Origin of the sequence: Micromonospora sp. NPDC050980 (assembly GCF_040653835.1) — a bacterium.
Taxonomy (GTDB): domain Bacteria; phylum Actinomycetota; class Actinomycetes; order Mycobacteriales; family Micromonosporaceae; genus Micromonospora.
Genome location: NZ_JBFAGS010000011.1, coordinates 19235 through 43128, shown reverse-complemented (window position 1 = coordinate 43128; position 23894 = coordinate 19235). Strand labels below are relative to the sequence as shown.

At 73.1% G+C, this 23894-nt stretch carries 24 protein-coding genes; 8 read left to right on the top strand and 16 right to left on the bottom strand.

The genetic code is table 11. From position 1 onward, the window contains the following. Nucleotides 1–90: 90 nt before the first annotated feature. The 3 genes from AB0H28_RS18195 to AB0H28_RS18185 form a co-directional block, all read right to left on the bottom strand. Complete coding sequence (locus AB0H28_RS18195) at nt 91–1239, bottom strand: acyl-CoA dehydrogenase family protein (RefSeq protein WP_358041014.1); 1149 nt, start codon at nt 1237–1239, stop codon at nt 91–93. Nucleotides 1240–1308: 69 nt separating this feature from the next. Next, a complete protein-coding gene (locus tag AB0H28_RS18190) occupies nt 1309–2841 on the bottom strand; it encodes an acyl-CoA carboxylase subunit beta (RefSeq protein WP_358041011.1) in 1533 nt (510 codons plus the stop codon). 122 nt (nt 2842–2963) lie between these two features. Continuing rightward, nucleotides 2964–3875 (bottom strand): hydroxymethylglutaryl-CoA lyase, encoded by a 912-nt coding sequence (locus tag AB0H28_RS18185; RefSeq protein ID WP_358041424.1) that lies wholly within the window; start codon nt 3873–3875, stop codon nt 2964–2966. A gap of 185 nt (nt 3876–4060) precedes the next feature. Here AB0H28_RS18185 and AB0H28_RS18180 point away from each other — a divergent pair, with 185 nt between their 5' ends. Next, nucleotides 4061–4441, top strand: coding sequence for a YciI family protein (locus AB0H28_RS18180; protein ID WP_358041008.1), 381 nt, complete (start codon nt 4061–4063; stop codon nt 4439–4441). Further along, nucleotides 4438–5727 carry a DUF6596 domain-containing protein gene (locus AB0H28_RS18175; protein ID WP_358041004.1) on the top strand — a complete coding sequence of 430 codons (1290 nt, stop codon included), beginning with the start codon at nt 4438–4440 and terminating at the stop codon, nt 5725–5727. Before AB0H28_RS18180 ends, AB0H28_RS18175 begins: the two co-directional genes overlap by 4 nt. Nucleotides 5728–5752: 25 nt before the next feature. On the opposite strand, the gene AB0H28_RS18170 is transcribed toward AB0H28_RS18175, so the two are convergent. From AB0H28_RS18170 to AB0H28_RS18160, 3 genes are all read right to left on the bottom strand, one after another. Beyond that, nucleotides 5753–7090: a biotin carboxylase N-terminal domain-containing protein gene (locus AB0H28_RS18170; protein WP_358041001.1), complete on the bottom strand. Its 1338-nt coding sequence runs from the start codon at nt 7088–7090 to the stop codon at nt 5753–5755. A gap of 64 nt (nt 7091–7154) precedes the next feature. Next, complete coding sequence (locus AB0H28_RS18165) at nt 7155–7787, bottom strand: TetR/AcrR family transcriptional regulator (RefSeq protein ID WP_358040998.1); 633 nt, start codon at nt 7785–7787, stop codon at nt 7155–7157. A gap of 43 nt (nt 7788–7830) precedes the next feature. Then, nucleotides 7831–9015, bottom strand: coding sequence for an FAD-dependent monooxygenase (locus AB0H28_RS18160; protein ID WP_358040995.1), 1185 nt, complete (start codon nt 9013–9015; stop codon nt 7831–7833). Nucleotides 9016–9110: 95 nt separating this feature from the next. Between AB0H28_RS18160 and AB0H28_RS18155 the strand changes: the two genes are divergently transcribed. Then, a complete protein-coding gene (locus tag AB0H28_RS18155; protein ID WP_358040992.1) occupies nt 9111–9704 on the top strand; it encodes a TetR family transcriptional regulator in 594 nt (197 codons plus the stop codon). Between the two features lie 57 nt (nt 9705–9761). Here the strand turns inward: AB0H28_RS18155 and AB0H28_RS18150 are convergent, their stop codons facing one another. Both AB0H28_RS18150 and AB0H28_RS18145 read right to left on the bottom strand, forming a co-directional pair. Continuing rightward, nucleotides 9762–10664 (bottom strand): sulfurtransferase, encoded by a 903-nt coding sequence (locus AB0H28_RS18150; protein ID WP_358040989.1) that lies wholly within the window; start codon nt 10662–10664, stop codon nt 9762–9764. A gap of 95 nt (nt 10665–10759) precedes the next feature. After that, nucleotides 10760–13699, bottom strand: coding sequence for a hypothetical protein (locus AB0H28_RS18145; RefSeq protein ID WP_358040986.1), 2940 nt, complete (start codon nt 13697–13699; stop codon nt 10760–10762). 240 nt (nt 13700–13939) lie between these two features. Here AB0H28_RS18145 and AB0H28_RS18140 point away from each other — a divergent pair, with 240 nt between their 5' ends. Then, nucleotides 13940–14470, top strand: a complete 531-nt coding sequence (locus AB0H28_RS18140; RefSeq protein WP_358040982.1) for a SigE family RNA polymerase sigma factor — start codon at nt 13940–13942, stop codon at nt 14468–14470. Beyond that, a complete protein-coding gene (locus tag AB0H28_RS18135; RefSeq protein ID WP_358040979.1) occupies nt 14463–15668 on the top strand; it encodes a hypothetical protein in 1206 nt (401 codons plus the stop codon). The genes AB0H28_RS18140 and AB0H28_RS18135 overlap by 8 nt, the downstream gene beginning before the upstream one ends. A gap of 18 nt (nt 15669–15686) precedes the next feature. Here AB0H28_RS18135 and AB0H28_RS18130 read toward each other — a convergent pair whose 3' ends face one another. The 6 genes from AB0H28_RS18130 to AB0H28_RS18105 all read right to left on the bottom strand — a co-directional run bounded on the left by AB0H28_RS18130 (nt 15687) and on the right by AB0H28_RS18105 (nt 19808). Then, nucleotides 15687–16133, bottom strand: coding sequence for a hypothetical protein (locus AB0H28_RS18130; RefSeq protein WP_358040976.1), 447 nt, complete (start codon nt 16131–16133; stop codon nt 15687–15689). Between the two features lie 3 nt (nt 16134–16136). Then, entirely contained in the window at nt 16137–16904 is a 768-nt protein-coding gene (locus tag AB0H28_RS18125; protein ID WP_358040973.1) for an SGNH/GDSL hydrolase family protein, read from the bottom strand. Nucleotides 16905–17103: 199 nt separating this feature from the next. After that, nucleotides 17104–18189: a hypothetical protein gene (locus tag AB0H28_RS18120; RefSeq protein WP_358040971.1), complete on the bottom strand. Its 1086-nt coding sequence runs from the start codon at nt 18187–18189 to the stop codon at nt 17104–17106. 150 nt (nt 18190–18339) lie between these two features. Further along, on the bottom strand, nt 18340–18855 hold the full coding sequence (locus AB0H28_RS18115) for a putative immunity protein (RefSeq protein WP_358040968.1): 516 nt from the start codon (nt 18853–18855) through the stop codon (nt 18340–18342). Then, a complete protein-coding gene (locus AB0H28_RS18110) occupies nt 18852–19430 on the bottom strand; it encodes a putative immunity protein (RefSeq protein WP_358040965.1) in 579 nt (192 codons plus the stop codon). The genes AB0H28_RS18115 and AB0H28_RS18110 overlap by 4 nt, the downstream gene beginning before the upstream one ends. 42 nt (nt 19431–19472) lie before the next feature. After that, the gene (locus AB0H28_RS18105) at nt 19473–19808 is read right to left on the bottom strand and encodes a hypothetical protein (RefSeq protein ID WP_358041421.1); all 336 of its coding nucleotides are present in this window, start codon (nt 19806–19808) and stop codon (nt 19473–19475) included. 86 nt (nt 19809–19894) lie between these two features. Here AB0H28_RS18105 and AB0H28_RS18100 point away from each other — a divergent pair, with 86 nt between their 5' ends. Then, a complete protein-coding gene (locus AB0H28_RS18100) occupies nt 19895–20698 on the top strand; it encodes a helix-turn-helix transcriptional regulator (RefSeq protein ID WP_358040962.1) in 804 nt (267 codons plus the stop codon). Next, nucleotides 20689–20880, top strand: a complete 192-nt coding sequence (locus tag AB0H28_RS18095) for a DUF397 domain-containing protein (RefSeq protein ID WP_358040960.1) — start codon at nt 20689–20691, stop codon at nt 20878–20880. Before AB0H28_RS18100 ends, AB0H28_RS18095 begins: the two co-directional genes overlap by 10 nt. Here AB0H28_RS18095 and AB0H28_RS18090 read toward each other — a convergent pair. Further along, the gene (locus tag AB0H28_RS18090) at nt 20855–21628 is read right to left on the bottom strand and encodes a class I SAM-dependent methyltransferase (protein ID WP_358040956.1); all 774 of its coding nucleotides are present in this window, start codon (nt 21626–21628) and stop codon (nt 20855–20857) included. The two genes, AB0H28_RS18095 and AB0H28_RS18090, sit on opposite strands and share 26 nt — an antisense overlap. Before the next feature lie 28 nt (nt 21629–21656). Continuing rightward, the gene (locus AB0H28_RS18085; protein WP_358040953.1) at nt 21657–22031 is read right to left on the bottom strand and encodes a VOC family protein; all 375 of its coding nucleotides are present in this window, start codon (nt 22029–22031) and stop codon (nt 21657–21659) included. Between the two features lie 69 nt (nt 22032–22100). On the opposite strand from AB0H28_RS18085, the gene AB0H28_RS18080 reads away from it, so the two are divergent. Next, entirely contained in the window at nt 22101–23870 is a 1770-nt protein-coding gene (locus tag AB0H28_RS18080; RefSeq protein ID WP_358040951.1) for a proline--tRNA ligase, read from the top strand. Nucleotides 23871–23894 lie beyond the last annotated feature (24 nt).

Sequence of the window (23894 nt, the reverse complement as noted above, 5' to 3'; positions counted from 1 at the left end):
ACTACGGAGGGGATCCGACGCTCCACAGTCGATCGTCAACCACCCGACCGTACGACGCCGATATCCGACAGACGGCCGAGGCGGGGACGGTCACATGCCCAGGTCGCGCGCGATGACCATGCGCTGCACCTCGCTGGTGCCCTCGCCGATCTCCAGGATCTTGGAGTCGCGCCAGAAGCGGGCGACCGGGTATTCGTTCATGAAGCCGTACCCGCCGTGGATCTGGGTCGCCTCCCGGGCGTTGTCCACCGCCACAGTGCTCGCGTGCAGCTTGGCGATCGCCGCCTGCCGCTTGAACGGCTCGCCGGCCAGCATCCGGGCGGCCGCGTCGTAGTAGGCCAGCCGGGCGGTGTGCGCCTTCATCTCCATGTCCGCGATCTTGAACTGGATGGCCTGGTAGTTGCCGATCGGCTGGCCGAACGCCTGACGCTCCCTGGCATACTTGATCGACTCGTCGACGCAGCCCTGGGCCAGGCCGACGGCCAGCGCCGCGATCGCGACCCGGCCCTCGTCCAGGATGCGCAGGAACTGGGCGAAGCCCCGACCGCGCTCGCCGAGCAGGTTGCCCGCCGGCACCCGGCAGTCGTCGAAGGTCAACTCGTGGGTGTCCGAGGCGGTCCAGCCGACCTTCGAGTAGCCGGGCGCGACGGTGAAACCGGGCGTGCCGGACGGCACGATGATGGTGGACAGCTCCTTGCTGCCGTCCGGCCGGGTGTCGGTGACCGCGGTGACGGTGACCAGCGCGGTGATGTCGGTGCCGGAGTTGGTGATGAACGCCTTCGAGCCGTTGATCACCCACTCGTCGCCGTCCAGGACCGCCCGCGTCCGGGTGCCGGCCGCGTCCGAGCCGGTGCCCGGCTCGGTCAGCCCGAAGCCGGCCAGCGCCTCACCGCTGAGCAGCTGCGGCAACCACCGCGCCTGCTGCTCCGCGGTGCCGAAGCGGTGGATCGGCATCGCGCCGAGAGACACCGCCGCCTCCAACGTGATGGCCACGCTGGAGTCGACCCGGGCCAGCTCCTCCAGCGCCAGGCAGAGCGCGAAGTAGTCGCCGCCCATGCCGCCGTGCTCCTCCGGGAACGGGAGTCCGAACAACCCCATCTTGCCCATCTGGCGGATCAGGTCGTACGGGAAGGTGTGCTTCTCGTAGTGCTCGGCGATGGCCGGCGCCACCACCTCGCGGGCGAACTCCCGGACGCTCTCGCGCAGCGCCTCCTGCTCGTCGCTGAGCCGGTAGTCCATCTGGTCCTCCTGATCCTCCTGCGGGAAGCCTGGGTGATCGGCCGGGCGCTCGGGACGCCGGCCGGGTGCTCAGACCGGGGTGACGCCGTGCCGGCGGGTGGAGAAGTGTCGTTCCTTGCCGCGCGCGGCGGCGAACCGGCGCACCAGCTCGGCGCGCAGCTCGTGCGGCTCGACGATCGCGTCCACCACCAGCTCGCTGGCGAGCCGGACGACGTCGATGTCGCGCTCGTACTCCTCGCGTCTCGCGGCGACGAACGCGGCGCGCTCGGTCTCGTCGGAGATCGCGGCGATCTTGTTGGCGTAGACGGCGTTGACCGCGGCCTCGGCGCCCATCACCGCGATCTTCGCGGTGGGCAGCGCGATGGTGGCGTCGGGCTCGAAGCCGGGACCGGCCATCGCGTAGAGGCCCGCGCCGTACGCCTTGCGGACCACCACGCAGATCTTCGGCACGGTCGCCTCGGAGATCGCCGTGATCATCTTCGCGCCGTGCCGGATGATGCCCTGCTTCTCCACCGCGCTGCCGACCATGAAGCCCGGCACGTCGCTGAGGAACAGCAACGGCACGTTGAACGCGTCGCAGAGCTGCACGAAGCGGGTCGCCTTGTCGGCCGAGTCGACGAAGAGCACGCCGCCCTTGAACATCGAGTTGTTGCCGACCACGCCGACGACCTCGCCGTTCAGCCGGCCGAAGCCGATGGTCAGCTCCTTGGCCCAGAGCGCCTGGATCTCGAAGAAGCTGTCCTCGTCGACCAGGCCCTTGACGTACCGGCGCATGTCGAACGCCTGCCGCTCGCTGGCCGGCACCAGCGCGGCCAGGTCGGCCTTCGCCGGCGCGGGCCGCGCCTCGGTGGTCGGCGGCGTCTGAGTCCAGTTGGCCGGCAGGTAGGACAGGTAGGTGCGCACCACGTCGAGCGCGTCGGTCTCGGTCTTGCAGAGGAAGTGGCCCACGCCGGACTCGGCGCAGTGCACCTTGGCCCCGCCCATCGCCTCCAGCGTGGTCTTCTCGCCGGTGACCATCTCGACCATCCGGTCGGAGCCGAGATACATGCTGGCGTTGCCGTCCACCATGGCCACCACGTCGCAGAACGCCGGGATGTAGGCCCCTCCCGCCGCGCTCGGCCCGAACAGCGCGCAGACCTGCGGGATCGCCCCGGAGGCCCGGACCTGGTTCCAGAAGATCTTTCCCGCGCCGCGCCGGCCCGGGAACAGGTCGACCTGGTCGGTGATCCGGGCGCCGGCGGAGTCGACCAGGTAGACCATCGGTACGCGGGTCGTGTAGGCCCGCTCGATGATCCGGATGATCTTCTCGACGGTGCGCGCGCCCCAACTGCCGGCCTTGACCGTGGAGTCGTTCGCCATCAGGCAGACCGGCCGGCCGTCGATGGTCGCGGTGCCGGTCACCACCCCGTCGGCGGGCAGCCCGTCAGCCATCGCGTTGGCGTAGAGCCCGTCCTCGACGAAGGAGCCCTCGTCGACCAGGTGGGCCACCCGCTCTCGGGCGAAGAGCTTGCCCTTGGCAGCGTTGGCCGCGTGGTATTTGTCCGCGCCACCGGCACGGGCACGCTTGTGCAGCTGCTCCAGAGCCTCACCGTCGAGTGTCACGCCGACTCCCTCGCCACCCACCGACCTGAACGATCGTTAGGCTACCTCACCGCCGCCCCCTCCGGCGACCCACGCCCACCCCACCCGGACCCAGCCACCCCCCGAACTCCGGCGCGGCGGCGTCAGGACGGAAACGGGGTCAGGCGGGTACGGGGGCCGGCGCGGAGCACGCCGGACGGAAGCTTCTTGCCGACCAGCCGCTCGGCCAGCTCCGCCGCCTCGATCAGGGCGTCCAGGTCGATGCCGGTGTCGACGCCCATGTCGTGCAGCATGTGCACCGCCTCCTCGGTGGCCAGGTTGCCGCTGGCCCCCGGGGCGTACGGGCAGCCGCCGAGGCCACCGACGCTCGCGTCGAACTCGGTCACGCCCAACTCCATCGCGGTGAGCATGTTGGCCAGGGCGGTGCCCCGGGTGTTGTGGAAGTGCAGCAGCACCGGCAGGTGGGCGTTGCCGTCACGGACGGCGGTGAGCAGCTCGCGGACCCGCCGGGGCGTACCCATGCCGGTGGTGTCGCCGAACGCCACCCGGTCCGCGCCGTCGCGAGCGACCCGGTCGACGATCGCGGCGACCCGCCGCGGATCGACGTCGCCCTCGTAGGGGCAGCCGAAGCTGGTCGCCACGATCACCTCGGCGGTCGCGCCCGCGCCGTGCAGCAGGTCGATCAGCTCGGCGATGTCGTCCAGCGACTCCTCGGTCGACCGGTTGACGTTGCGCCGGTTGTGCGTGTCGCTGGCCGACACCACCACCTCGATCTCGGTGAAGCCGGCGGCCAGCGCCCGCTGTGCGCCCCGGGTGTTCGGCACCAGGGCCGAGTAGCGCACCCCGTCCGCCCGCTCCGCCCGCTGCCACACCTCGTCGGCGTCGGCCATCTGCGGGATCGCCTTCGGGTGCACGAAGGAGACGGCCTCGATGCGCCGCACCCCGGTCCGGGACAGCGCGTCGAGCAGCCGCACCTTGGCGTCGGTCGGGATCGGCTCCTCGTTCTGGAGCCCGTCCCGGGGCCCGACCTCACGGATGCTGACGTGGTCCGGCAGTTCCGCCATTAGGGGTCACCTCGCTGTGACGTCGTTCGTGCTCATCTCCGAGAAGTGTGTCACCACGGGACCGGATGTCGCCTCGCCGGGAGATCCTCCGATGGTGTCGTATCGGGACGCGGCCGTTCGTGGACATGATGTGGTGCGGCCGTTCGGGCCGCCACCCGAACCTTGAGGAGTCGACCATGACGGAGTACCTGATCGCGTTCAACGACGAATGGGTGCCCGAGCACACGGCCGAGCAGCTGCGGGAGAAGGGCGAGGCCGCCCGGGCCGTGATCGAGGAGATGCTCGCCGAGGACGTGCTGATCTTCACCAACGGCGGGCTCGACCGGTCCACCGCGGTGTGCAGCGTCGAGTCGGTCGACGGCCGGCCCGTCTTCACCGACGGGCCGTACGCCGAGACCAAGGAGCACCTCGGCGGCTTCGCCGTAGTGGAGGTGGCCGACGACGAGGCGGCGCGATACTGGGCCGGCCGGATCGCCACCGCCCTCGACTGGCCGCAGGAGATCCACCGGTTCCGTGCTCCCCTCCAGCCCCGACGCCGGGGCTCCGGAGAGCGGTGAGGCACCCGTCGCCCGAGGCGCGGGCGTCCGTCCGCGAGGCGATCACCCGGGCCCACCGCGAGGAATGGGCGCGGGTGGTCGCCGGCCTCGCGCGCCGTTTCGGCGACCTCCACGTCGCCGAGGAAGCCGCCGCCGAGGCGTTCGCCGCGGCAGCGGCCCGCTGGCCGGATGAGGGCGTCCCGCCCAGTCCCGGCGGCTGGCTCGCCACCACCGCGACCCGCAAGGCGATCGACTGGCTCCGTCGTGAGGCTCAGCGCGACGCCAAGCACCGGGCGGCCCGGGTGCTGTCCGACGACGCCCCTGCCCGGCCGCCCGGCCCGGTCGCTGACGACCGGCTCAGACTGGTCTTCACCTGCTGCCATCCCGCCCTCGCGGTGGAGGCCCGGGTGGCGCTCACCCTGCGCCTGCTCGGCGGCCTCACCGTCGCCGAGATCGCCCGTGCCTTCCTCGTCCAGGAGACCGCGATGGCGCGACGGATCACCCGCGCCAAGGAGAAGATCAGGGCGGCCGGCATCCCCTACCGGGTGCCCTCTGCCGCCGACGTCCGCGAGCGGCGCGCCGGGGTGCTCGCGGTCGTCTACCTCATCTTCAACGAGGGCTACCTCTCCAGCGGTGGAGCCGATCCGGTCCGCGTCGACCTCAGCGACCAGGCGATCCACCTCGGCCGCATGCTCCGGACCCTGCTGCCGGACGACGGCGAGGCGGCCGGACTGCTCGCCCTGATGCTCCTCCTCGACGCCCGGCGGCCGGCACGCCTGTCCGGCACCGGGGAGCTGCTGACCCTCGCCGAGCAGGATCGCGGCACCTGGGACCGGGCCCGCCTCGCCGAGGGCCGGGCGCTGGTCCGGGAGCGGATCGAGGCGGTGGCGGCCGGCGGCGGACCGGCCGGGCGTTACCAGTTGCAGGCCGCGATCAACGCGGTCCACGCGGAGGCCGAGTCCGTCACGGACACCAACTGGTCCACGATCCTCGCCCTCTACGACCGGCTGGCGCTGCTCGACCCCTCGCCGATCGTGCGGCTCAACCGCGCCGTAGCGGTCGCCGAGGTCGCCGGCCCCGGGGCCGGGCTCGCCGAGATCGAGCGACTCGCCCCGGCCCTCGACGGCTACCACGCCCTGCACGCCGCCCGCGCCGATCTCCTGCGGCGACTCGGCCGCGACGACGCGGCGCGGGTGGCGTACGGCCGGGCCGTCGACCTCGCCGGCAACGCCGCGGAGCGCGCCTACCTCACCCGCCGCCGCGACCAGCTCGGACCGGCTCCCCGCCCGGTGCCGGACGGCAGGTGACCCCGGCCGTCCGGCTCCGGTCGGCTCAGCGCATCCGGCCGACGATGCCGGTGTCGTAGTCGCCGGAGAGGAACTCCGGGTTCTCCAGCAGCTCGGCGAAGAACGGCAGGTTGTTCTTCGGCCCGGCGATCTCGAACTCGGCCACCGCCGCCCGGCCGCGCCGCACGGCCTCCTCCCGGGTGGCGCCGGTGACGATCAGCTTGGCCAGCAGGCTGTCGTAGAACGGCGTTACCGTGTTGCCCTCGACATAGCCGGCATCCACCCGGACGCCCTCGCCGGTCGGCTCCACCCAGGTCCGGATCGCGCCCGGCCCGGGCAGGAAGCGCTTCGGGTCCTCGGCGTTGACCCGCAGCTCGATCGCGTGCCCGCGCGGGGTGAGCGCGTCCGGGTCGAAGGTCGGCGGCAGGCCGGCGGCCACCCGCAACTGCTCCTCCACCAGGTCGACGCCGTAGACGTGCTCGGTGACCGGGTGCTCGACCTGGAGCCGCGTGTTCATCTCCAGGAAGAAGAACTCCTGCGTCGAGGGGTCGAGCAAGCATTCGACGGTGCCCGCGTTGCGGTAGTTCACCGCCTCGCCGGCGCGGACCGCCGCCGCCAGGAACCGCTCCCGCAGTTCCGCCGAGACGGCCGGGGAGGGGGACTCCTCGACCAGCTTCTGGTTGCGCCGCTGCACCGAGCACTCCCGCTCGCCGAGCGCCACCACCCGGCCGTCGGCCAACCCGAGGATCTGCACCTCGACGTGGCGTACCCGGGGGAAGTAGCGCTCGATCAGCACCGAGCCGTCACCGAACATGCGTTCCGCGAACGCACGGACCTTGTCGAACTCGGTGCGCAGCGCGGCCTCGTCGGCGGCCACGCCCATGCCCATGCCGCCACCGCCGGCCGCGGCCTTCACCATCACCGGGTAGCCGATCCCGGCGGCGGCCGTGACCGCCGCGTCCAGGTCGGCCGCCGGATCGGTGGTGCCGGGCGCGACCGGAACGCCGGCCGCCGCCATCAGGTTGCGCGCGTTGATCTTGTCGCCCATCGCGCTTATCGCGTCCGCACCGGGTCCGACCCAGATCAGGCCGGCTTCGGAGACGGTACGGGCGAAGTCGGCGTTCTCCGACAGGAAACCGTAGCCGGGGTGGATCGCCTGGGCGCCGGTGCTGCGCGCGGCGGCGAGGATCGCCTCGACGTTGCGGTAGCTCTGCGCCGGGTTGGCCGGCCCGACGCAGACCGCCTCGTCGGCCTCGGTCACGAACGGCAGGTCGGCGTCGGCCTCCGAGTGGACCGCGATCGTGCGCACCCCCAACCGGCGGGCCGTGCGAATGACGCGGCGCGCGATCTCCCCGCGGTTGGCCACCAGCAGCGAATCAAACATGTTCGGCAAGGAAGGGCCCCTTCTTAACGCCTGGTGTATAGCCGGGGCCCCTTCTTAACATGCGTTAAGGCGCGCGCGGCGTGTCAGGTGGGTCGGTGGGAGCCAGCAGGGCCGCCAGGGTCGCGCCCCGCAGCAGCTCCGCCCGGCGTCGGCGGTCCACCTCGCCGCCGAGGAACGGGGTGGAGTTCATCAGGCCGAACGCCGCGTGGGCGAGCACCCGCGCGCCGCCGTCGGACAGGTCCGGGTGCAGCGCGGTGAGCACGGCGACCCACTCCTCGACGTACATCCGTTGGAGCCGGCGGATGTGGCGGCGCGGCTCGTCCGGGAGCCGGTCCAGCTCGTGCAGGTGCAGCGCGATCACTGCCGGATTGGCCAACGCGAACTCGACGTGGAAGTCGATGAGCGACTCCAGTGCGCGGCGCGGGTCGTCCGGGTGGTCGGCGGCGCGTTCCCGCCCGCCGGCGAGCAGCCCCTCGCTGACCGGGATCAGCGCGGCGGCAAGCATCGCCTCCTTGCCGGCGAAGTGGTGGTAGAGCGCCGGCCCGGTGACGCCGGCCGCGGCACCGATATCGTCCATCGACACACCGTGATAGCCCCGCGCCGCGAAGAGGCCGACCGCGATCTCCAGGATCTCGTCCCGCCGGGACCGGCGCCGGGCCACGCCCGCCGCGCCCCGCGCCCGCTGTTCCACCGCCACCGGGCCAGCGTAGACCTCACCTTCGGCGATAGGGGAGCCATGGTTACCCGGCGGTCGCCGCTCGACCCTCGACCCGCCGGCTGGGGGTGGTTGCGGTGGGAGGCTCGAAACCGGCCAGCCGGACCGCCAGCCGTCGCCGGGCCGGGGGCAGTGCGGAAACCGTCCGGAGCAGCAGGTCCCGCACCGGCCGCAGGGCCGGCGGTGCGGCGGCGAGCCGGGTGAGACCGGCGGCGAAGCCGAGCACCTCCTCGGCCAGTGGGCGGCGGTCCGTCGCGTACCGGTCGAGGGCTTCGGGGCCGGCGGCGAGCGCGTCACCGAGGGCGACCGCGTCCCGCAGCCCGAGGTTCATCCCCTGCCCGCCGGCCGGGCTGTGCACGTGCGCCGCGTCGCCGGCGAGCAGCACCGGGCCGGACCGGTAGCTGCTCGCGATCCGGTGGTGGATCCGGAACCGGGACGCCCAGGCCAGGCCGGTGACCCGGTCCGGCCGCCGGACCGGACCCCGCTCGTCGAGCAGCGCCTGGAAGTGCCGCGCCTGCGGCTCGCGCGGCGCGTCGGCGACGGTGGCGACCAGCCGGACCGTGCCGTCGGGCAGCGGCGCCCAGACCAGCGGCCCCCGTGGCGACAGGAACAGGTTGACCTGATCGCGCGGGAGGGCGCTGTCCACCCGCACGTCGGCGAGGAGGAACGACTCGCCCGGGTCGGCCGGGCCGCCGAAGCCGATGCCGGCCAGTTCGCGGACCCGGCTGTGCATCCCGTCGGCGCCGACCACCCAGCGGGCCCGGACCGTCTCGCCGCCGGCGAACCGGGCGGTGGCGCCGGCGCCGTCGACGTCGAGGCCGGTCAGCTCGTACGGCCGCAGCACCCGGCCGCCGAGCGCGGTGAGGCGGTCGGCGAGGACCGCCTCGGTCTCCGCCTGCGAGATCAGCAGCGCGTACCGGTGACGGGACGGCAACCTGTCGAACGGCACGGTGAGCAGCAGCCGGTCCCGGTCGCGGACGCTGAACCGGGCGGAGTGCAGCCCCCGGCCGGCGAGCGGTTCGGCGACCCCGATCCGGTCCAGCACGTCGAGCGTGCCGGCGTGCACCACTGCGGCGCGCGAGGTGACGGGCGGCTCGGCCAGCCGGTCGACCACCGTGGCGGTCGTCCCGTGCCCGGCGAGGGTGACGGCCACGGCCAGGCCGGTCGGTCCGGCCCCGACCACCAGGACATCGGTCTGCGTGGGCAGCATCGTTCCACCTCCGGTCTGGTCAACAACTGTTTGCCAACACCCGTTGACTAGACATTAGCGTCGATGTCAACGCGCGTTGGCCTACAGTCGTGGACATGACCGGACCGCCCGCCCGCGCCCGCCGCTCCGACGCCACCCGCGCCGCCATCCTGCGCGCCGCACGGGAACGATTCGCCGCCGACGGATACGACCGGGCCACCATCCGGGCCGTCGCCGCCGACGCCCAGATCGACCCGTCCATGGTGATGCGCTACTACGGCAGCAAGGAGGGGCTGTTCGCGGCGGCGGCCGAATTCGACCTGCACCTGCCCGACCTGGCCCAGGTGCCGCCCGAACGGCTCGGCGAGACGCTGGCCCGGCACTTCCTGCGCCGCTGGGAGGCCGACGGCACACTCGTCGCCCTGCTCCGGGCGGCCAGCACCAACCCCGGCGCGGCCGAACGGATGCGCGGCATCTTCGCCGGGCAGCTCGCCACCGCCGTCACCCGCTCCGGGGCCGACCCGGCGACCGCCGCCCGCCGCGCCGGCCTGGTCGCCAGCCAGATCCTCGGCCTCGCCCTCACCCGCTACGTGATCCGGCTGCCTCCCGTGGTCGAACTCGACCCGGACGAACTGGCCGCCTGGGTCGGCCCCACGATCCAGCGCTACCTGACCCAACCGATCCCACCCGCCCCGGCGTCCGCCGGGTGACGGCGGGAACGGCGGACCGGCCGGCCCGCGCCCGGAGGCGGGGACCGGCCGGAACGCTCAGCGGGTCAGGCCGCCGGGCTGGTCGCCCTTGACGACGGGCGCCCGGACCAGGTTGCCCCACTCGGTCCACGAGCCGTCGTAGTTGCGCACCTGCGGGAAGCCGAGCAGGTGGTGCAGCACGAACCAGGTGTGGCTGGACCGTTCGCCGATCCGGCAGTAGGCCACCACGTCGTCGGCCGGGCTCAACCCGAGCTGGTCGGCGTAGATCGCCCGCAGCTCGTCGGCGGACTTGAACGTGCCGTCGTCGTTCGCGGCGGACTTCCACGGCTTGCTCACCGCGCCCGGGATGTGCCCGCCGCGCAGCGCGCCCTCCTGCGGATAGTCCGGCATGTGCAGCATCTCGCCGGTGTACTCGCCCGGTGAACGCACGTCGACCAGCGGCCGGCCGGCCGCCACGTGCGCCATCACCTGCTCCCGGTAGGCCCGGATCGGCGCGTCGTCGCGCGTCGGCACCGGATAGTCGGCCCGGGGCCGGCTCACCTTCTCCCGGGTCAACTCCCGACCCTCGGCGACCCACTTCTGCCGGCCGCCGTCGAGCAGCCGCACGTCGGCGTGGCCGAAGAGGGAGAAGACCCAGAGGGCGTACGCGGCCCACCAGTTGAAGTTGTCGCCGTAGAAGACGACCGTGTCGTCCCGGCCGATGCCCTTGGCCGCGCACAGCTCGGCGAAGCTCGCGGCGTCCAGGTAGTCGCGGGTGACCTGGTCGTTCAGCTCGGTGTGCCAGTCGACCTTGACGGCGCCGGGGAGGTGGCCGGTGTCGTAGAGGAGCACGTCCTCGTCGGACTCGACCACCACGAGCCCCTCGTCGCCCAGGTGTTCGGCCAGCCACTCGGTGGTGACCAGGCGCTGCGGGTCGGCGTACGACTGGAGATGGGGATGCGGATCGCTCGGCACAGGCATGATCCCCAAGGTACGCCGGATCGCCCGCGGCGGATGTGACACCGGCCCCACCACCTCTTGAAAGGTGGTGGGGCCGGCCTGGTCCGTGCGAGCCGTCAGCCCTGGACCACGAACCAGTGGTACGCGTAGTTCGAGCGGTTGCCCGCCTTGTCGATCGCGAACACCGAGATCGGGTACCAGCGCGCCTCGGTCGGCGTCAGCGTCACCGAGGCGGAGCCGTCCGCGCCCGCCGGTACGGTGATCTCCGGGCCGTTGTCGAACTGGTAGACGTACGACTCGACGTCGGGCATCCGGGGCGTGAACGTGAAGACACCGGGCACGCCCACCCCGCCACCCGGCTCACCGTACGGGTAGGTGGTGGAGCTGATCACCGGCGCGGTGCTGACCACGAAGGAGTAGCTCGCCTCCGGGGACAGCTCGCCGGAGGCCGAGCGGGCCCGGACGGTGAGCGTGTTCCGGAAACCCCGATCCGGGGTGATGGTCAGCTCGGCTGCGGTGCCGTCGGTCACCGCCACGGTCTGCTCCGGCCCGTCGTTGAGCCGGTAGACGAACGTGATGGTGTCCGGCAGGTCCGAGTCGAACCGGAAGGCACCGGCCTGCCCGATGCCGCCCTGCGGGTCGTACTCGTTGTAGAGGTAGGAGACGATCGTCGGCTTCGGCTCACGGACGGTGAAGGCGTACTCCCGAGGTTGGGTGGCCGTGCCGTCCGCGGTCTCCCCGACCACGGTGACCTGCTGCCAGCCGGAGCGCTCCGGCGTCCAGGCGAACGAGGCGGTGCCGTCGGCCGCCGCGTCGACCGTCCTCGTCTCCTCGCCCCAGAACGTGTAGTGGTACTTCACCATGCCGGGGCGCTGCGGGGCGACGGCGAAGACACCGGCCACGCCGGGCAGCCCGCTGTTGATGTCCTTCGGATACTGCTCCGACGCCACCAGGGGCGCGTCGTTGACCCGGAACGTGTACGTCCGCTCGGCCGACACCGTTCCGTCGGCGGTGACCCCGCGAACGGTGAGCGCGTGCGTGCCGCCCTGCTCGGGCGTCCAGCCGACGGTGGCGTACCCGCTGCCGTCGGCGTCGACGCTCTGCTCGGCGCCGCCGTCGAAGCGGTAGCGGTAGGCCACCGTGTCGGGCACCTCGGAGCTGAGCCGGAACTCGCCGGCCTGCCCGGGGCCGCCGGCCCATGCGTCCGGCCGGTAGAGGTCGGAGTAGATGCCGGGCAGCAGGTCCCGCACCCCGAAGAACCAGGTCGCCGGCTCCGACTCGGTGCCGTCCCGGCTCACGCTCCACACCGCGAGGTTCACCCAACCCGCCTCGGTCGGCGTCCAGGTGACCGAGGCGGTGCCGTCGGCGCCCGCCTGGACCGTGCCCTCCTGCTCGTTGAAGCGGTAGCGGTAGCTGACCGTGTCGGGCAGGCGCGGGGTGAACGTGAAGACGCCGGGCACGCCCTGACCGCCGCCGGTCCCGTATTCCTCGTAGACCGTCGCCGAGATCTTCGGCTCGGTGGGCAGCGAGAACTGCCGCGTGGCGGTGACCTCCACCCCGGCGGCGGTGACGCCGGTGACGGAGAGCGTGCGGCTGCCGCCCCGGGTCGCGGTGACGGTGAACGCGGCGGTGCCGTCGGCGGCGGCGTCGACGGTCCGCTCCGGGTCGCCGTCCAGGCCGTAGCGGTAGCGCACCACGCCGTCGAGCCGCGAGCGCACCTGGAACGTGGCCGGCACCCCGATCTCGTCCAGCCGGCCGTCGACGATCGGCGACATGTCGCGGGCGAGGAACTCGTAGTCGATGGTCGCCGAGCGGTTGCCGACCGCGTCGAGGCTCCACACCCGCAACGTGTTGATGCCGGATCGCGGCGTCAGCGTGACCGTGACCGATTCGCCCGCCCCGTTCGCCGGGACCGTCTTCTCACCGTCGTAGTTCAGCGAGTAGCCGTACGTCGTGACGTCCGGTACGCCGTTCGCGCCGAACGTGAAGTCGCCGGGCAGTCCGGGGTGCCACTCGCCGTCGTCCGGGAAAGCGGCGGAGGTGATCGTCGGTGGCTTGTCCGGGCCGCGGAGGTCGGTCCGGAAGTAGCAGATCGGGCTCCAGTCGCCGGTGGCCCGGCTGTCCGCCGCCCGCATCTGCCAGGCGTACGTCCGGTCGTGCGCGAACGGCTGGGGGTAGATCTGGTCGAAGCGGCCGAGGGCACGGTCGCCGTCCCAGGCGTAGTCCGTCCGCTCGATCCGTGCGTCCGGCTGGTCGACCGGCCAGGCCGCGAACGAGACGGTGAGCTGGTCGCGGCCACCGGTGTCGTTCAGGTCCCGGTCGTGCACGACGCCGGACAGGGACGCGTAGCGCACCATCTGGTAAGGCTCGGTGGTGGTGCAGGCCGTGCCGTTCGTGGTCTGAAGGTCGGTCGGCACACCGGGACGGAAGTTGAAGTCGATGGAGATGCCCGCCCGGGTGGCGTACTTCCGGGCCGACGTCGGGTCCTGCTCCACGTCGGCCGGCAGCCGCAGCGACAGGGTCAGCGTCGACCGGCCCTCGGCGAGCGCCTGGCGCACCCCCTCGGCCGCGTCGAACTCGACCCGGGGCGCCGGGCAGACGTACTGGTCGGTGAGCTGGCGGCTGTCGACCAGGCCCCGATCCGCCGGGGGCTTCCGCCAGCTCGACTTCGCGGTGTAGGGCCCGGTGCGCCACAGCTCGACCTTGGGACGCTTGGTGCAGTCCGCGCCGGCCGTCTCCTTGACGTCGAGGACCGCCGACGTGATGTCAGCTCCCCGGTAACGGGAGATGTCGAACGTGAAGTAGGCGCGCGAGGTGTGCCGGTGGCCCTTGGCGTCCTCCCAGGTGCCGACCGGCAGGTCTCCCGGGCGGTTCAGGTTGTTCTTGCCCGGCGTCCTGGAGTCGGTCCAACCCCAGGAGGTGTTGGTTTCGTACCGGACGTCGTACGCGGCGGCCGGCGTCGCGGCGGCGACGACCGCGCCCGCGGCGACCATCATGGACAGTGCGGCGGCGAGCAGGCGCCGCCTTCCGGTCCGAAGTGGATTTCTGTCAGGCATGAGGGTCATCCCTCATCCACCTTTCCCCGATCTACCCCGTGCTCGATCGACGGGGGCAGCGGATGTTATCCAGCCGGGCGGACATCGGGCGATCCCGATTCGCGGGGAGCGGCCACACCGGACGGAACAGCCAGGCAGGCCGGACCGTACGGTTGATCGGGCGGACGGGAAGACCGGATGCAGCGGATCCGGCTGGTCACACGTGACAGTTGCGAACACCGCCGACCGCAGAGGACCGCGATGACCCCACGGCAACAGGCCCGGCCAGCCCGGGACGGGACCGCACCAGTGGACTTCACCGAGTTCTACCGGGCGCACTTCCACCGGATCGCGGTGCAGCTCTACGCCTACCTGGGCGACCACGGCGAGGCGCAGGACCTGACCCAGGAGGCGTTCTGCCGGGCGCTGGAACGCTGGCCGCGCATCGCCGCGTACGACGACCCGTCCGCGTTCGTCCGCCGGGTGGCCTGGAACCTGGCCACCAGCCGGCTGCGCCGGATGCGCACCGCCCTGCGGCACCTGGCCCGGCAGCGGGAGGAGCACGTGCCCGGCCCGGAACCGGACCGGGTGGCGTTGCTGGCGGCGTTGGCGACCCTGCCCGCCGACCAGCGCCGGGCGATCGTGCTGCACCACCTGGCCCACCTGAGCGTCGCCGAGATCGCCGCGCAGGTCGGCGCGCCGGAGGGCACCGTGCGCTCCCGGCTGTCCCGGGGGCGGGCCGCGCTCGCCGGCCACCTCACCGAGACCGGATCGGAGCTGCGCCGTGCCTGACGTGGAGGACCTGTTCGTCGAATTCGAGACGGCGGCGGCGACCACCTTCCGGCCGCCGGGGGTGGCCGACGCGCAACGCCGGATCCGGGACCGTCGACGGCGGCGCGGCCTGCTGGCCGGCCTGCTCGCGGTGGCGCTGGCCGGGCCGGCCTCGGCGCTCGCGGTCGCCCACCGCGCCGACCGGCCGGAACCGCGGCCGACGCCGTCGGTCTCGCCGAGTCCGACCGGCCGGCTCACGGTCCGCGCGGTCACCCTGCCCGGGGTGTCCGGAGAGCTGGCAGACCTGCGCTTCGTCTCGGCCCGCGCCGGCTGGGCGCTCTTCGACACCTGCGTCGACGCGGGCGAGTCCTGGAGCGGGTGCCGGCGCACCGTCGCCCGGACCGTCGACGGGGGCGTGACCTGGCAGCGAGCCGGGCTGCCGGCGGTGCCGGACGGCGGGGTGCAGCTCCTGCCCGTGGACACGGACACGCTGGTCGTGATGACGCGCGCGGGCTACCTCGTCACGGCGGACGGCGGGAACAGCTTCACCAGTCACCCGTACAAGGCGCCACCGGTGGCGGTCCGGCGCGTCTTCGCCACCCCCAGCGGGCTCTATCTCGGTTGCCCCCCGAACGGCGGACTGGCGACGTGCGACCGGCAACGCGTGCTGCGGGTGGGCAGCGGCCTGCACTTCCACCAGCCGCCGGTCACGCTGCGGTCGGACACCGAGAATGTGCTGGTCGAGGGCGCCGACGGCCAACTCTGGCTGACCGTCCTGGACGGTGATCGGCTGACCGTGGTGACCAGCACCGATCAGGGCACCACCTGGCGGGAGCTGCCGTCGGTCGCCGGTGCCCGGCAACTCCTGCTCGCACCGGACGGGCGTGACGTCTGGCTGGTCCGGACCACGCAGCCGAGCGGGGTGTGGCGGCTGGCCGGCACCCGCTGGCAACCCGCGCCGGCCCTGCCGGACGACACCGACGGGATCGCCGCTCCCGGCGCCGGCCTGCTGGTGGTCACCAGCGCGTACGGCGGGTTGGGCTTCGTGACCGGCGGCGGCTACGTCGAGGTGCCCGAGCTGCGCGGGCCGTTGCGGACCTCGGAGCCGCGCGCCTCGGTGAGCGTGCTGCCGGACGGCACCGTCGTGGCCCAGCACGGCCGCACGTGGTTCCTCGGCGTCGGGCGGGGGGTGGACCGGAGCTGGCTCCAGCTCTCCTGACCGGCGCACCGACCGGTGTCAGGCGCGGCGGTGCACCAACCGGCCGGCGACCACTGTCGCCCGGCAGGAGCCGTCCGGGTCGAACACCGCGAGGTCGGCCCGGCCGCCGACGACCAGCGCCGCCGGTCGGGCGGCGGGCAGGACCGCCACCTCGTTGCGCGCGACGGCGGCCCGCAACGCCGGGTCGGTGACGTGCGCGTCGAGCACGGCGGCGGCGCCGAGCCGGATCAGCGCGTGCACCCGCTCGCGCGGGGTCGGCGCCGGGGGCAGCGGGCCGTCGTGCACCGGCGCCGGCCCGAGCGTGCCGGCCCACCGGCGCACCCGCACCCGGGGGTACGCGGCGGTCAGCTCCGCCAGTGGCGCGACCGCCTCGACCCGGTCGCCGCCGACCAGGACCGCCAGCCCGGCGTGGGGCTCACCGTCGAGGGTGAGCCGCAGCAGGTCGGCGGCGTGGACGGTGCGCACCGGTCAGCCGTCGACCGGCCCGAGGACCGGCCGCTTGGCGGTGACGAAGTCGCCGGAGGATCGGCCGGTCAACCGGCGCTTGATCCACGGGGCCAGGTGTTGACCGGCCCAGCGCAGGTCGGCGGCGCGGGCGGCCAGCCACGGGGTGGGCGCCGGGTGCGGCGGCACCATCAGCCACTCCTCCTCGCAGCCGATGCCGAGCGCGGCGAGCACCTGCGCGGCGACCCGCCGGTGCCCGGCCGCCGACAGGTGCAGCCGGTCGGTGCTCCACAGCATCGGGTTGAGGTATGCCTGGTCGGAGTAGAGGTCGACCAGGATCGCCCCGTGCCGCTCCGCGACCTCGCCGACCACCCGGTTGAGCAGCGTCACCCGGGGAGCCACCAGCCGCTGCCCGGGCAGCCGGGCCATCACGTCGGCGAACCGGAACAGCACCACGTCGCTGCCGCCGGCCCGCAGCCGCTCGACCACCTTGTCGAAGCGCGGGACGAAGGCGTCCGGGTCGAAGGTGCGGCGCAGCACGTCGTTGCCGCCCGCCGCGAACGTGATCAGGTCGGGCTTCATGGCCAGCGCGGACGGCACCTGCTCGGCCACGACGTTCGGGAACAGCCGGCCCCGGATGGCCAGGTTGGCGTAGCCGAAGTCGGGACCCGCCTCGGCCGCGAGCCGGGTGGCGACCAGATCGGCCCACCCCCGGTAGCTGCCGTCCGGATACGCGTCGTCCATGCCCTCGGTGAAGCTGTCGCCCACCGCCACGAAGCTGCGCCAGCGCACGGCGCCTCCCTCCGACGTCCCTGCGGAAATGCGTCGCCCAGTCTGTCACCGCCCGGGCCGGTCCCGCCTGCCCTCCCCGGCCGGACGTGGTGGACGTCTCGGCGTCCGATTTCCCACGACCTGCCGAGCGGACCACCGGCCGGGCCCCGCCCGGACCCGATCACCTGATCGGATCCTCGGGCGGGACCGGGCGCGGGGGTCAGAGCCGGGAGGTGAAGGTGGCCAGGAAGCGGTGCGGCGTGACCGTGCCGGCGTTGTCGAAGCAGATCACGTCGACACCGGCGTCGGTGGCGTACGTCCACGGTTGGGTGAGGTGGCAGTAGTTGCTGCCGCTGCCCTGCGCCACCACCTGGGCGTGTGTCTCCTTGAGTCCGACCTGCGGGAAGGTCGCCAGGTAGCGGCCGGCGGGCGCCAGCGCCGCCACGGTGTTCGCGCCGACGCCGAGCACCGAGTTGTCGTTCGTCGGTCCGCCGACGGCGGTGCCCAGGTAACCGAAGTACGACGGCGGGCCGAGGGACCCGATCACCGGCCGGCGGCGGTGGTACGAGACGGTGAAGTCGGTGGCGACGAACGCACCGGCCTGGTCGTAGCAGAAGACGTAGATCTGCACGTCGCTGCCGACCGCACCCCAGGAGTAGATCTTGCACCGGCGGGGTCCGGCGTTGGGTTGCACGGCGGTGACCTGCACGTCACCGGCGAGCACGCCGGCCAACCCGACCCCGGGCAGCCGCACCGCGTACTGCCCGACGCCCACCGGCCCGGCCGCGTTCACCACGCCCGTCGAGTTGTACGACTGGACCACCCCGCCGCCGCCCCACTGCACGTACGCGTGCGTGCTGCCGGCCGGCAGCACGCCGGAGCTGGTCGTCCAGAGCACGGTGAACGGGGTGTCCTCGCGGGTGCCGCCGGGCCGGTGGCACTGCACGTCGACGATCTCGTCGCTGCCGGACTGGAACCAGCGGACCACCTCGCAGTAGTGCCCGGTCCGGTTCACCGGGGTCACGTGCGGCACGCCCCGCGCCCCGGCGCCCACCTGCGGGAAGCGGACCAGGAACCGGCCGGGCGCGAGCTTGACGCCGTCGGCCCAGGCGGCCGGGAACGCGGTCTTCCAGCTACCCCACTGGCGGCTGGTGTCCAGCACGGTCCAGGCCGCCACGGTGGGGTCCTTGACGTACGCGAATCCCCAGCGGTCGGCGGTGGCGGCGGCGGCCGGTCCCGGCGGGGCGAGCGCGCCGACGGCCAGGACGGCGGCCAGCGCGGCGGTGGCGAGTGTCCGGAGACGCATGTGGTCCTCCATTCGACAGGGACGTGTCGGGGAGGAGTGTGCCTCCGGTCACGCCTTGATCACAGTCGGCTACCAGGCGCACGGGCGTCGAGTGTGCGTCACCGGTCGGGTTGACGCGCCGGACGGCCGCCGGGCGTCGGCTTTCTCGGCTCAGCAGTCGAACACCGACCAACAGATGTCGTTGCGCAACCGCTGGTCGTCGAGGACCAGCTCGCGGATCGCCGCCGGGAGCTGGTCGCGCTGCCACCGGCACTCGGCCCGCCCCGCCTCGTCGACGAGACCGTCCGGCGCCGCCGCCCGGACCGCCTTGATCGCGTACGCGGCGGCGCCGAGTTCGTGCGCGGCGACGTGGGCGACGGCTCCGGCCTGCCCGGCGGCGTACGCGGCATGGCGGGCCGCCCCACGCAGGTCCCGGGCCGCGCCCATGGCGTGACCGCCGGCCGCGCGGGACACCATCATCGGGACCTCGCCGCGCACCCCGGCCCGGATGTGCTCGATCGCCGCCCGAGGTCGGGGGTCGTCGGGCCGGACCGCCTCGAACAGGCCGAGGACGTGCTCCGCGCAGTCGGCGGCCCAGAGCGCGAGCAGGTGGTGGTCGTCGTCGGTGAGCGTGCCGCCACGACGGATCGTGGTGAGGCGGGGATCCCTGACCTTCGGCAGGATCACGAGTCGCCCTCCGTCTCGTCAGCGGCGGGCGTCCGCCGCAGGGCACCGTCGAGGGCGCTCATCAGCCGGGCGACCCGGCTGCGCCCGTCGGGCGCCGGCGGATAACGGCGGAGCACGTCGACGAGCGCCGGGGTGGCCCGGCGTCGCGAGCGGTCCAGCAGGGCGGCACCGACCGCCGGGTCACCGCCGGCCGCCAACTCCCCGATCCGCGCCGCGCTCGCGGCGGCCCGCAGGATGTGGCCGACCTGGCTGGCCCGGGCGAGGGGATGCAGGTACGCCGCCGCGGCGGCGTCACCGGCGGATCGGGCGGCCAGGCGCGCGGCCTCGGAGGGCGCGGCCTGGGCGGCGCGGTGCGCGTCCACGGCCGCGATCCGTTGCCGTTTCGTCCGGTCCGCGCCGTCGACGAACACCAGGGCCGCCTCGATCGCCGCGCGGGGGCGCGGATCGCCGGGTACGGCCTGTTCGAAGACCGGCAGGACGTCCTCCGCGTGCTGGACCGCGTAACGCGCCACCACGCGCAGCTCGTCCACGGTCAGGTCGAAGTCGCCGGACCCGGCTTGTCTACGCGCTGCCATCCCGGTGCATCCTATCGACGGAGCCCACCGCCCGTGGCCCGATCAGACCGCCCCCGCGACACCCCGCCGGTACGGGCCCCAACCGACGAACCGGTCGAACAGGTCACGTGGGGTCGGTCCATCGTGCGGGTTGAGGCGGAACAGGTCGTGGGTGGCCTCGTGGTAGAGCCCGGAGAGGTAGACGGCCAGGTCGACCGGGTGGTCGGCGTACTCGGCGGTGAGCAGCAGCCGGGCGTGGGCGCAGGGCCACGGTGCGCCGCAGGCGCGGCAGAGCCACAGTGGTCGGATCGGCAGGTGCGCCGGCTGGTCGGGCGGGTAGGGGCGCGGCCGGTCCGGGTGCGGCCCGAGCCGGGGTACGGGAAGGTTCATGCGTGACAGTCTGCTGAGAAGGCCACTACGCTCGGAAGTCGTCGACGTCGGCCCGGGAAGGGGTCGAGAAGCCGACGGGCGATCGAGGAGACCGGGTGGAGAACGAACCGACAGCCGAGCTGATCCGCGCCCAACTGCGGCGGTTGCGACTCAAGGCCGAGCTGAGCCAGGAAGAGTTCGGGAAGCTGGTGCACTTCTCCAACTCGCAGGTGTCGGCGGTCGAGTTGGGCCAGCGGCCGTTGGACCGGTTCTTCCTGCGGCGGGCCGACGAGGTGCTGGGCACCGGCGGGTTGCTGACGTCGCTGCTCAAGCTCGCCGAGCGGGACGGCCAACCGAGCTGGTTCCGCCCCTGGCTGGAAGCCGAACGCCAGGCCCAGCAGTTGCGCTGCTACCAGCCGAGCCTGATCCCCGGCCTCTTGCAGACCGAGAACTACGCCCGCGCGATGATCGACACCGATGACATGCTCGCCGCCGAAGAAGGTGATCGACGCCTTGCGGTCCGGCTCGACCGGCAGTCAGTGCTCGCCCGCCCCGATCCACCCAAGTTCGTCGCGGTGATCGAGGAAGCAGTGCTGCGGCGGGCGGACGAATCCTTCCGCGGCTTGATGACCCAACAGGTCGCGCACCTGATCGAAGCGAACGGGATGCCCCATGTCGCCGTTCATGTGATTCCGGCCGACGTCAGCCTGCACATCGGACTGACCGGTCCGTTCACACTCGCCCGCGGCGGCGACGGGGGTTGGCTCGGCTACCTGGAGAATCAGCTCGGCGGAACGGTGATCGACAACGATGAAGGCGTGGCTATCCTGCTGTCCAGATGGGAGAGCGTCCGGAGTGAGGCGTTGTCTCGCCGCCAGTCGATCGAGCTGATGAAGGAAGTGGTCGAGTCATGGCACTGATCGGCGCGATCTGGCGCAAGTCGACCCGTAGCGGTCAGAGCGAGTGCGTCGAGGTGGCGGACAACCTGGACGGCGTGGTGGGGGTGCGCGACAGCAAGGACCCGGCCGGACCGGTCCTCACCTTCGCCCCCGACGCCTGGCGCGCCTTCGTCCGGGTCAGTGGGAGTCGCGCACGGCGCTGATCAGCACCGTGTGCTTGCGTACCCGGAAGGCGCCTTCCGCCTCGATGCGGGCCTGGACCACGGCCCGGGCCGCCGACTCCTGCGCGGCGCTGAGCGGCCCGACCATGCTGGCGAGGTAGGCGAGGACCGGCTCCACGGCGGGCACCGCCAGCTCGTCGGGATAGCGCTCGACCGCCACGCTGGTGAAGTGGGCCGTGACCCGGGCCGGCGTCGTCTCGGCGGTGACGTCGTTCCGGTGGGACCCGACGGCCAGGTCGAATCGGTCGATGACCGGGCCGAGCGTGTCCAGCTCGGCGAGATGGTCGCGGCCGTTCACCGCCACTGCCAACCGCCCGCCGGGACGCAGCACCCGGGCGAACTCCGCCAGTGCCGCGTCGGGGTCGTCCAGGTGGTAGAGCATGTGGTTGGCGATCACCGCGTCGAAGGCGGCGTCGGCGTACGGCAGGTGGGCGGCGTCGCAGCGCTGCACCCGGGCACCGGGCACCGCGCGCAGCCGGTCGCACATGGCCGGTGAGAAATCGGTAAGGGTGAGCCGGAGCCCGGACGCCGGACGGCCCACCTGACGCCACAGCTCACCGGTGCCGGCGCCCGCCTCCAGCACGTCGCCGGCCAGCGGCAGCCGCTCGCCGAGCCAGGCGAACCAGCCCTGCGGATTGGTGCCGTAGGCGTGCAACGCCATCCGGGCGGTGAGGTTGCCGGTCGTCGTCGCGTACTGGCTCGTGGCGCGAGCCGACGGGGTGGCGGTCACCCGGGCAGACTAGCCGGCCGGTGGCCGCTCAGAGATAGAGGCAGAACGGGTGGCCGACCGGGTCGAGGTGCACCCGCACGTCGTCCTGGGACTGGTAGTCGGCCACCGTGGCCCCGAGCGACACCGCGTACGCCGAAGCCGCGTCGAGGTCGTCGACCTTGATGTCGAGGTGGAGCATCATCGGTGGGTCACCCGGGCCGGCCGGCCACACCGGACGCACGTAAGCCGGCTCGTCCTGGAACGCCAGCGTGGCACCGCCGCCCGGGGCGGCCAGCACCACCCAGTCCGGCTCGTCCTCGTGGCGCGGCCAGTCGAGCAGCCGCTCGTAGAAGACGGCGAGTTCCTGCGCTGACGGCGCGTCGAGCACCGTGGACGTCAACGAGAATCGGGGACGCTGCACCATGCGACAGTCATACCCCGCGAAGGCCGAAACGGATCGCCCGCGCGCCGGTCGTCACCGTAGGCTGCGGCCATGCTGCTTCGCGTGTCCACCCTGCTGCTCCGGACCCTGCGCGAGGACCCGGCCGACGCGGAGGTGCCGAGCCACCGGCTGCTGCTGCGCGCCGGCTACGTCCGCCGCGCCGCGCCGGGCGGCTACACCTGGCTGCCGCTGGGCAAGCTGGTGCTGGACCGGATCACCGCGATCGTCCGGGACGAGATGACCGCGATCGGCGACCAGGAGGTGCACTTCCCGGCGCTGCTGCCGGCCGAGCCCTACCGGACCAGCGGGCGGTGGACCGAGTACGGCGACGACATCTTCACGTTGGCCGACCGCAAGGGCGCCGAGCACCTGCTCGCGCCGACCCACGAGGAGTTGGCCGCGCTGCTGGTGAAGGACCTCTTCACCTCCTACCGGGACTTCCCGGTGACGCTGTTCCAGATCCAGACGAAGTTCCGCGACGAGGCCCGTCCCCGGGCCGGCCTGCTGCGCGGACGCGAGTTCCTGATGAAGGACGCCTACTCGTTCGGCCTGGACGCCGCCGGCCTCCAGGCCGCCTACGACCGGCACCGCGAGGCCTACCAGCGCATCTTCACCCGACTCGGGCTGGACTTCACTGTGGTGCGTGCGACGTCCGGGGCGATGGGCGGCTCGGCGTCCGAGGAGTTCCTGGCCGCCACGCCGGTTGGTGAGGACACCTACGTCGGCTGCACCGCCTGCGACTACGCGGCCAACACCGAGGCGGTGGTGACCCGAGCGCCGGCGGCCGGCGACCCGGACGCGCACCCGCCGATCGAGGTGCACGACACGCCCGAGACGCCCACCATCGCGTCCCTGGTCGAGCTGGCGAACGATCGTGCGCTCGCCGGCCGCACCGGATGGACCGCCGCCGACACGTTGAAGAACGTGGTCCTGACCGTCCGCCGGCCGGGCGCGGAGGAGGCCGAACTGATGGTCGTCGGCCTGCCCGGGGACCGTGAAGTCGACCTGAAGCGGGTCGAGGCGACGCTGCACCCGGCCACCGTGGCGGCCTTCGACGACTGGGCCGCACACCCGGAGCTGGTCCGCGGCTACCTCGGGCCGCAGATCCTGGCCAAGCACGGCATCCGTTACCTCGTCGACCCCCGGGTCGTCACCGGCACCACCTGGCTGACCGGGGCCAACGAGCCGGGGCGGCACGCGACCGACGTGGTGTGCGGGCGCGACTTCGTGCCCGACGGCACCATCGAGGCCGCCGAGGTGCGCCCCGGTGACCCCTGCCCGGCCTGCGGGGCCGGCGAGTTGACCCTGCGGCGCGGCATCGAGGTGGGGCACATCTTCCAACTCGGCCGGCGCTACACCGACGCGTTCGCGGTCGACGTGCTCGGCCCCGACGGCAAGCCGGTCCGGCCGACCATGGGCTGCTACGGCATCGGCGTGTCCCGGGCGGTCGCCGCCGTGGCCGAGCAGCACCACGACGACCGCGGGCTGGTCTGGCCGGCCGAGGTCGCGCCCTGCGACGTACACCTGGTGTCGGCCGGGAAGGGGCCGCAGCTCGACGCGGCGCTGGCGCTCGGCGGGCGCCTCGCCGCCGCCGGCCTGCGGGTGCTGGTCGACGACCGCGCCCACGTCTCCGCCGGGGTGAAGTTCACCGACCTCGAGCTGGTCGGCATCCCGCGCGCCGTCGTGGTCGGCCGCCGGCTCGCCGACGGGTACGTCGAACTGCGCGACCGGGCCGGCGGCGAACGGACCGAACTGTCCGTGGAGGACGCGGTGGCACGCCTGCTCGACGAGGTGGGTGCGACGCGCCGCAACGGGGTGTAGCGACTGCGCAACCGGGTATCGCAG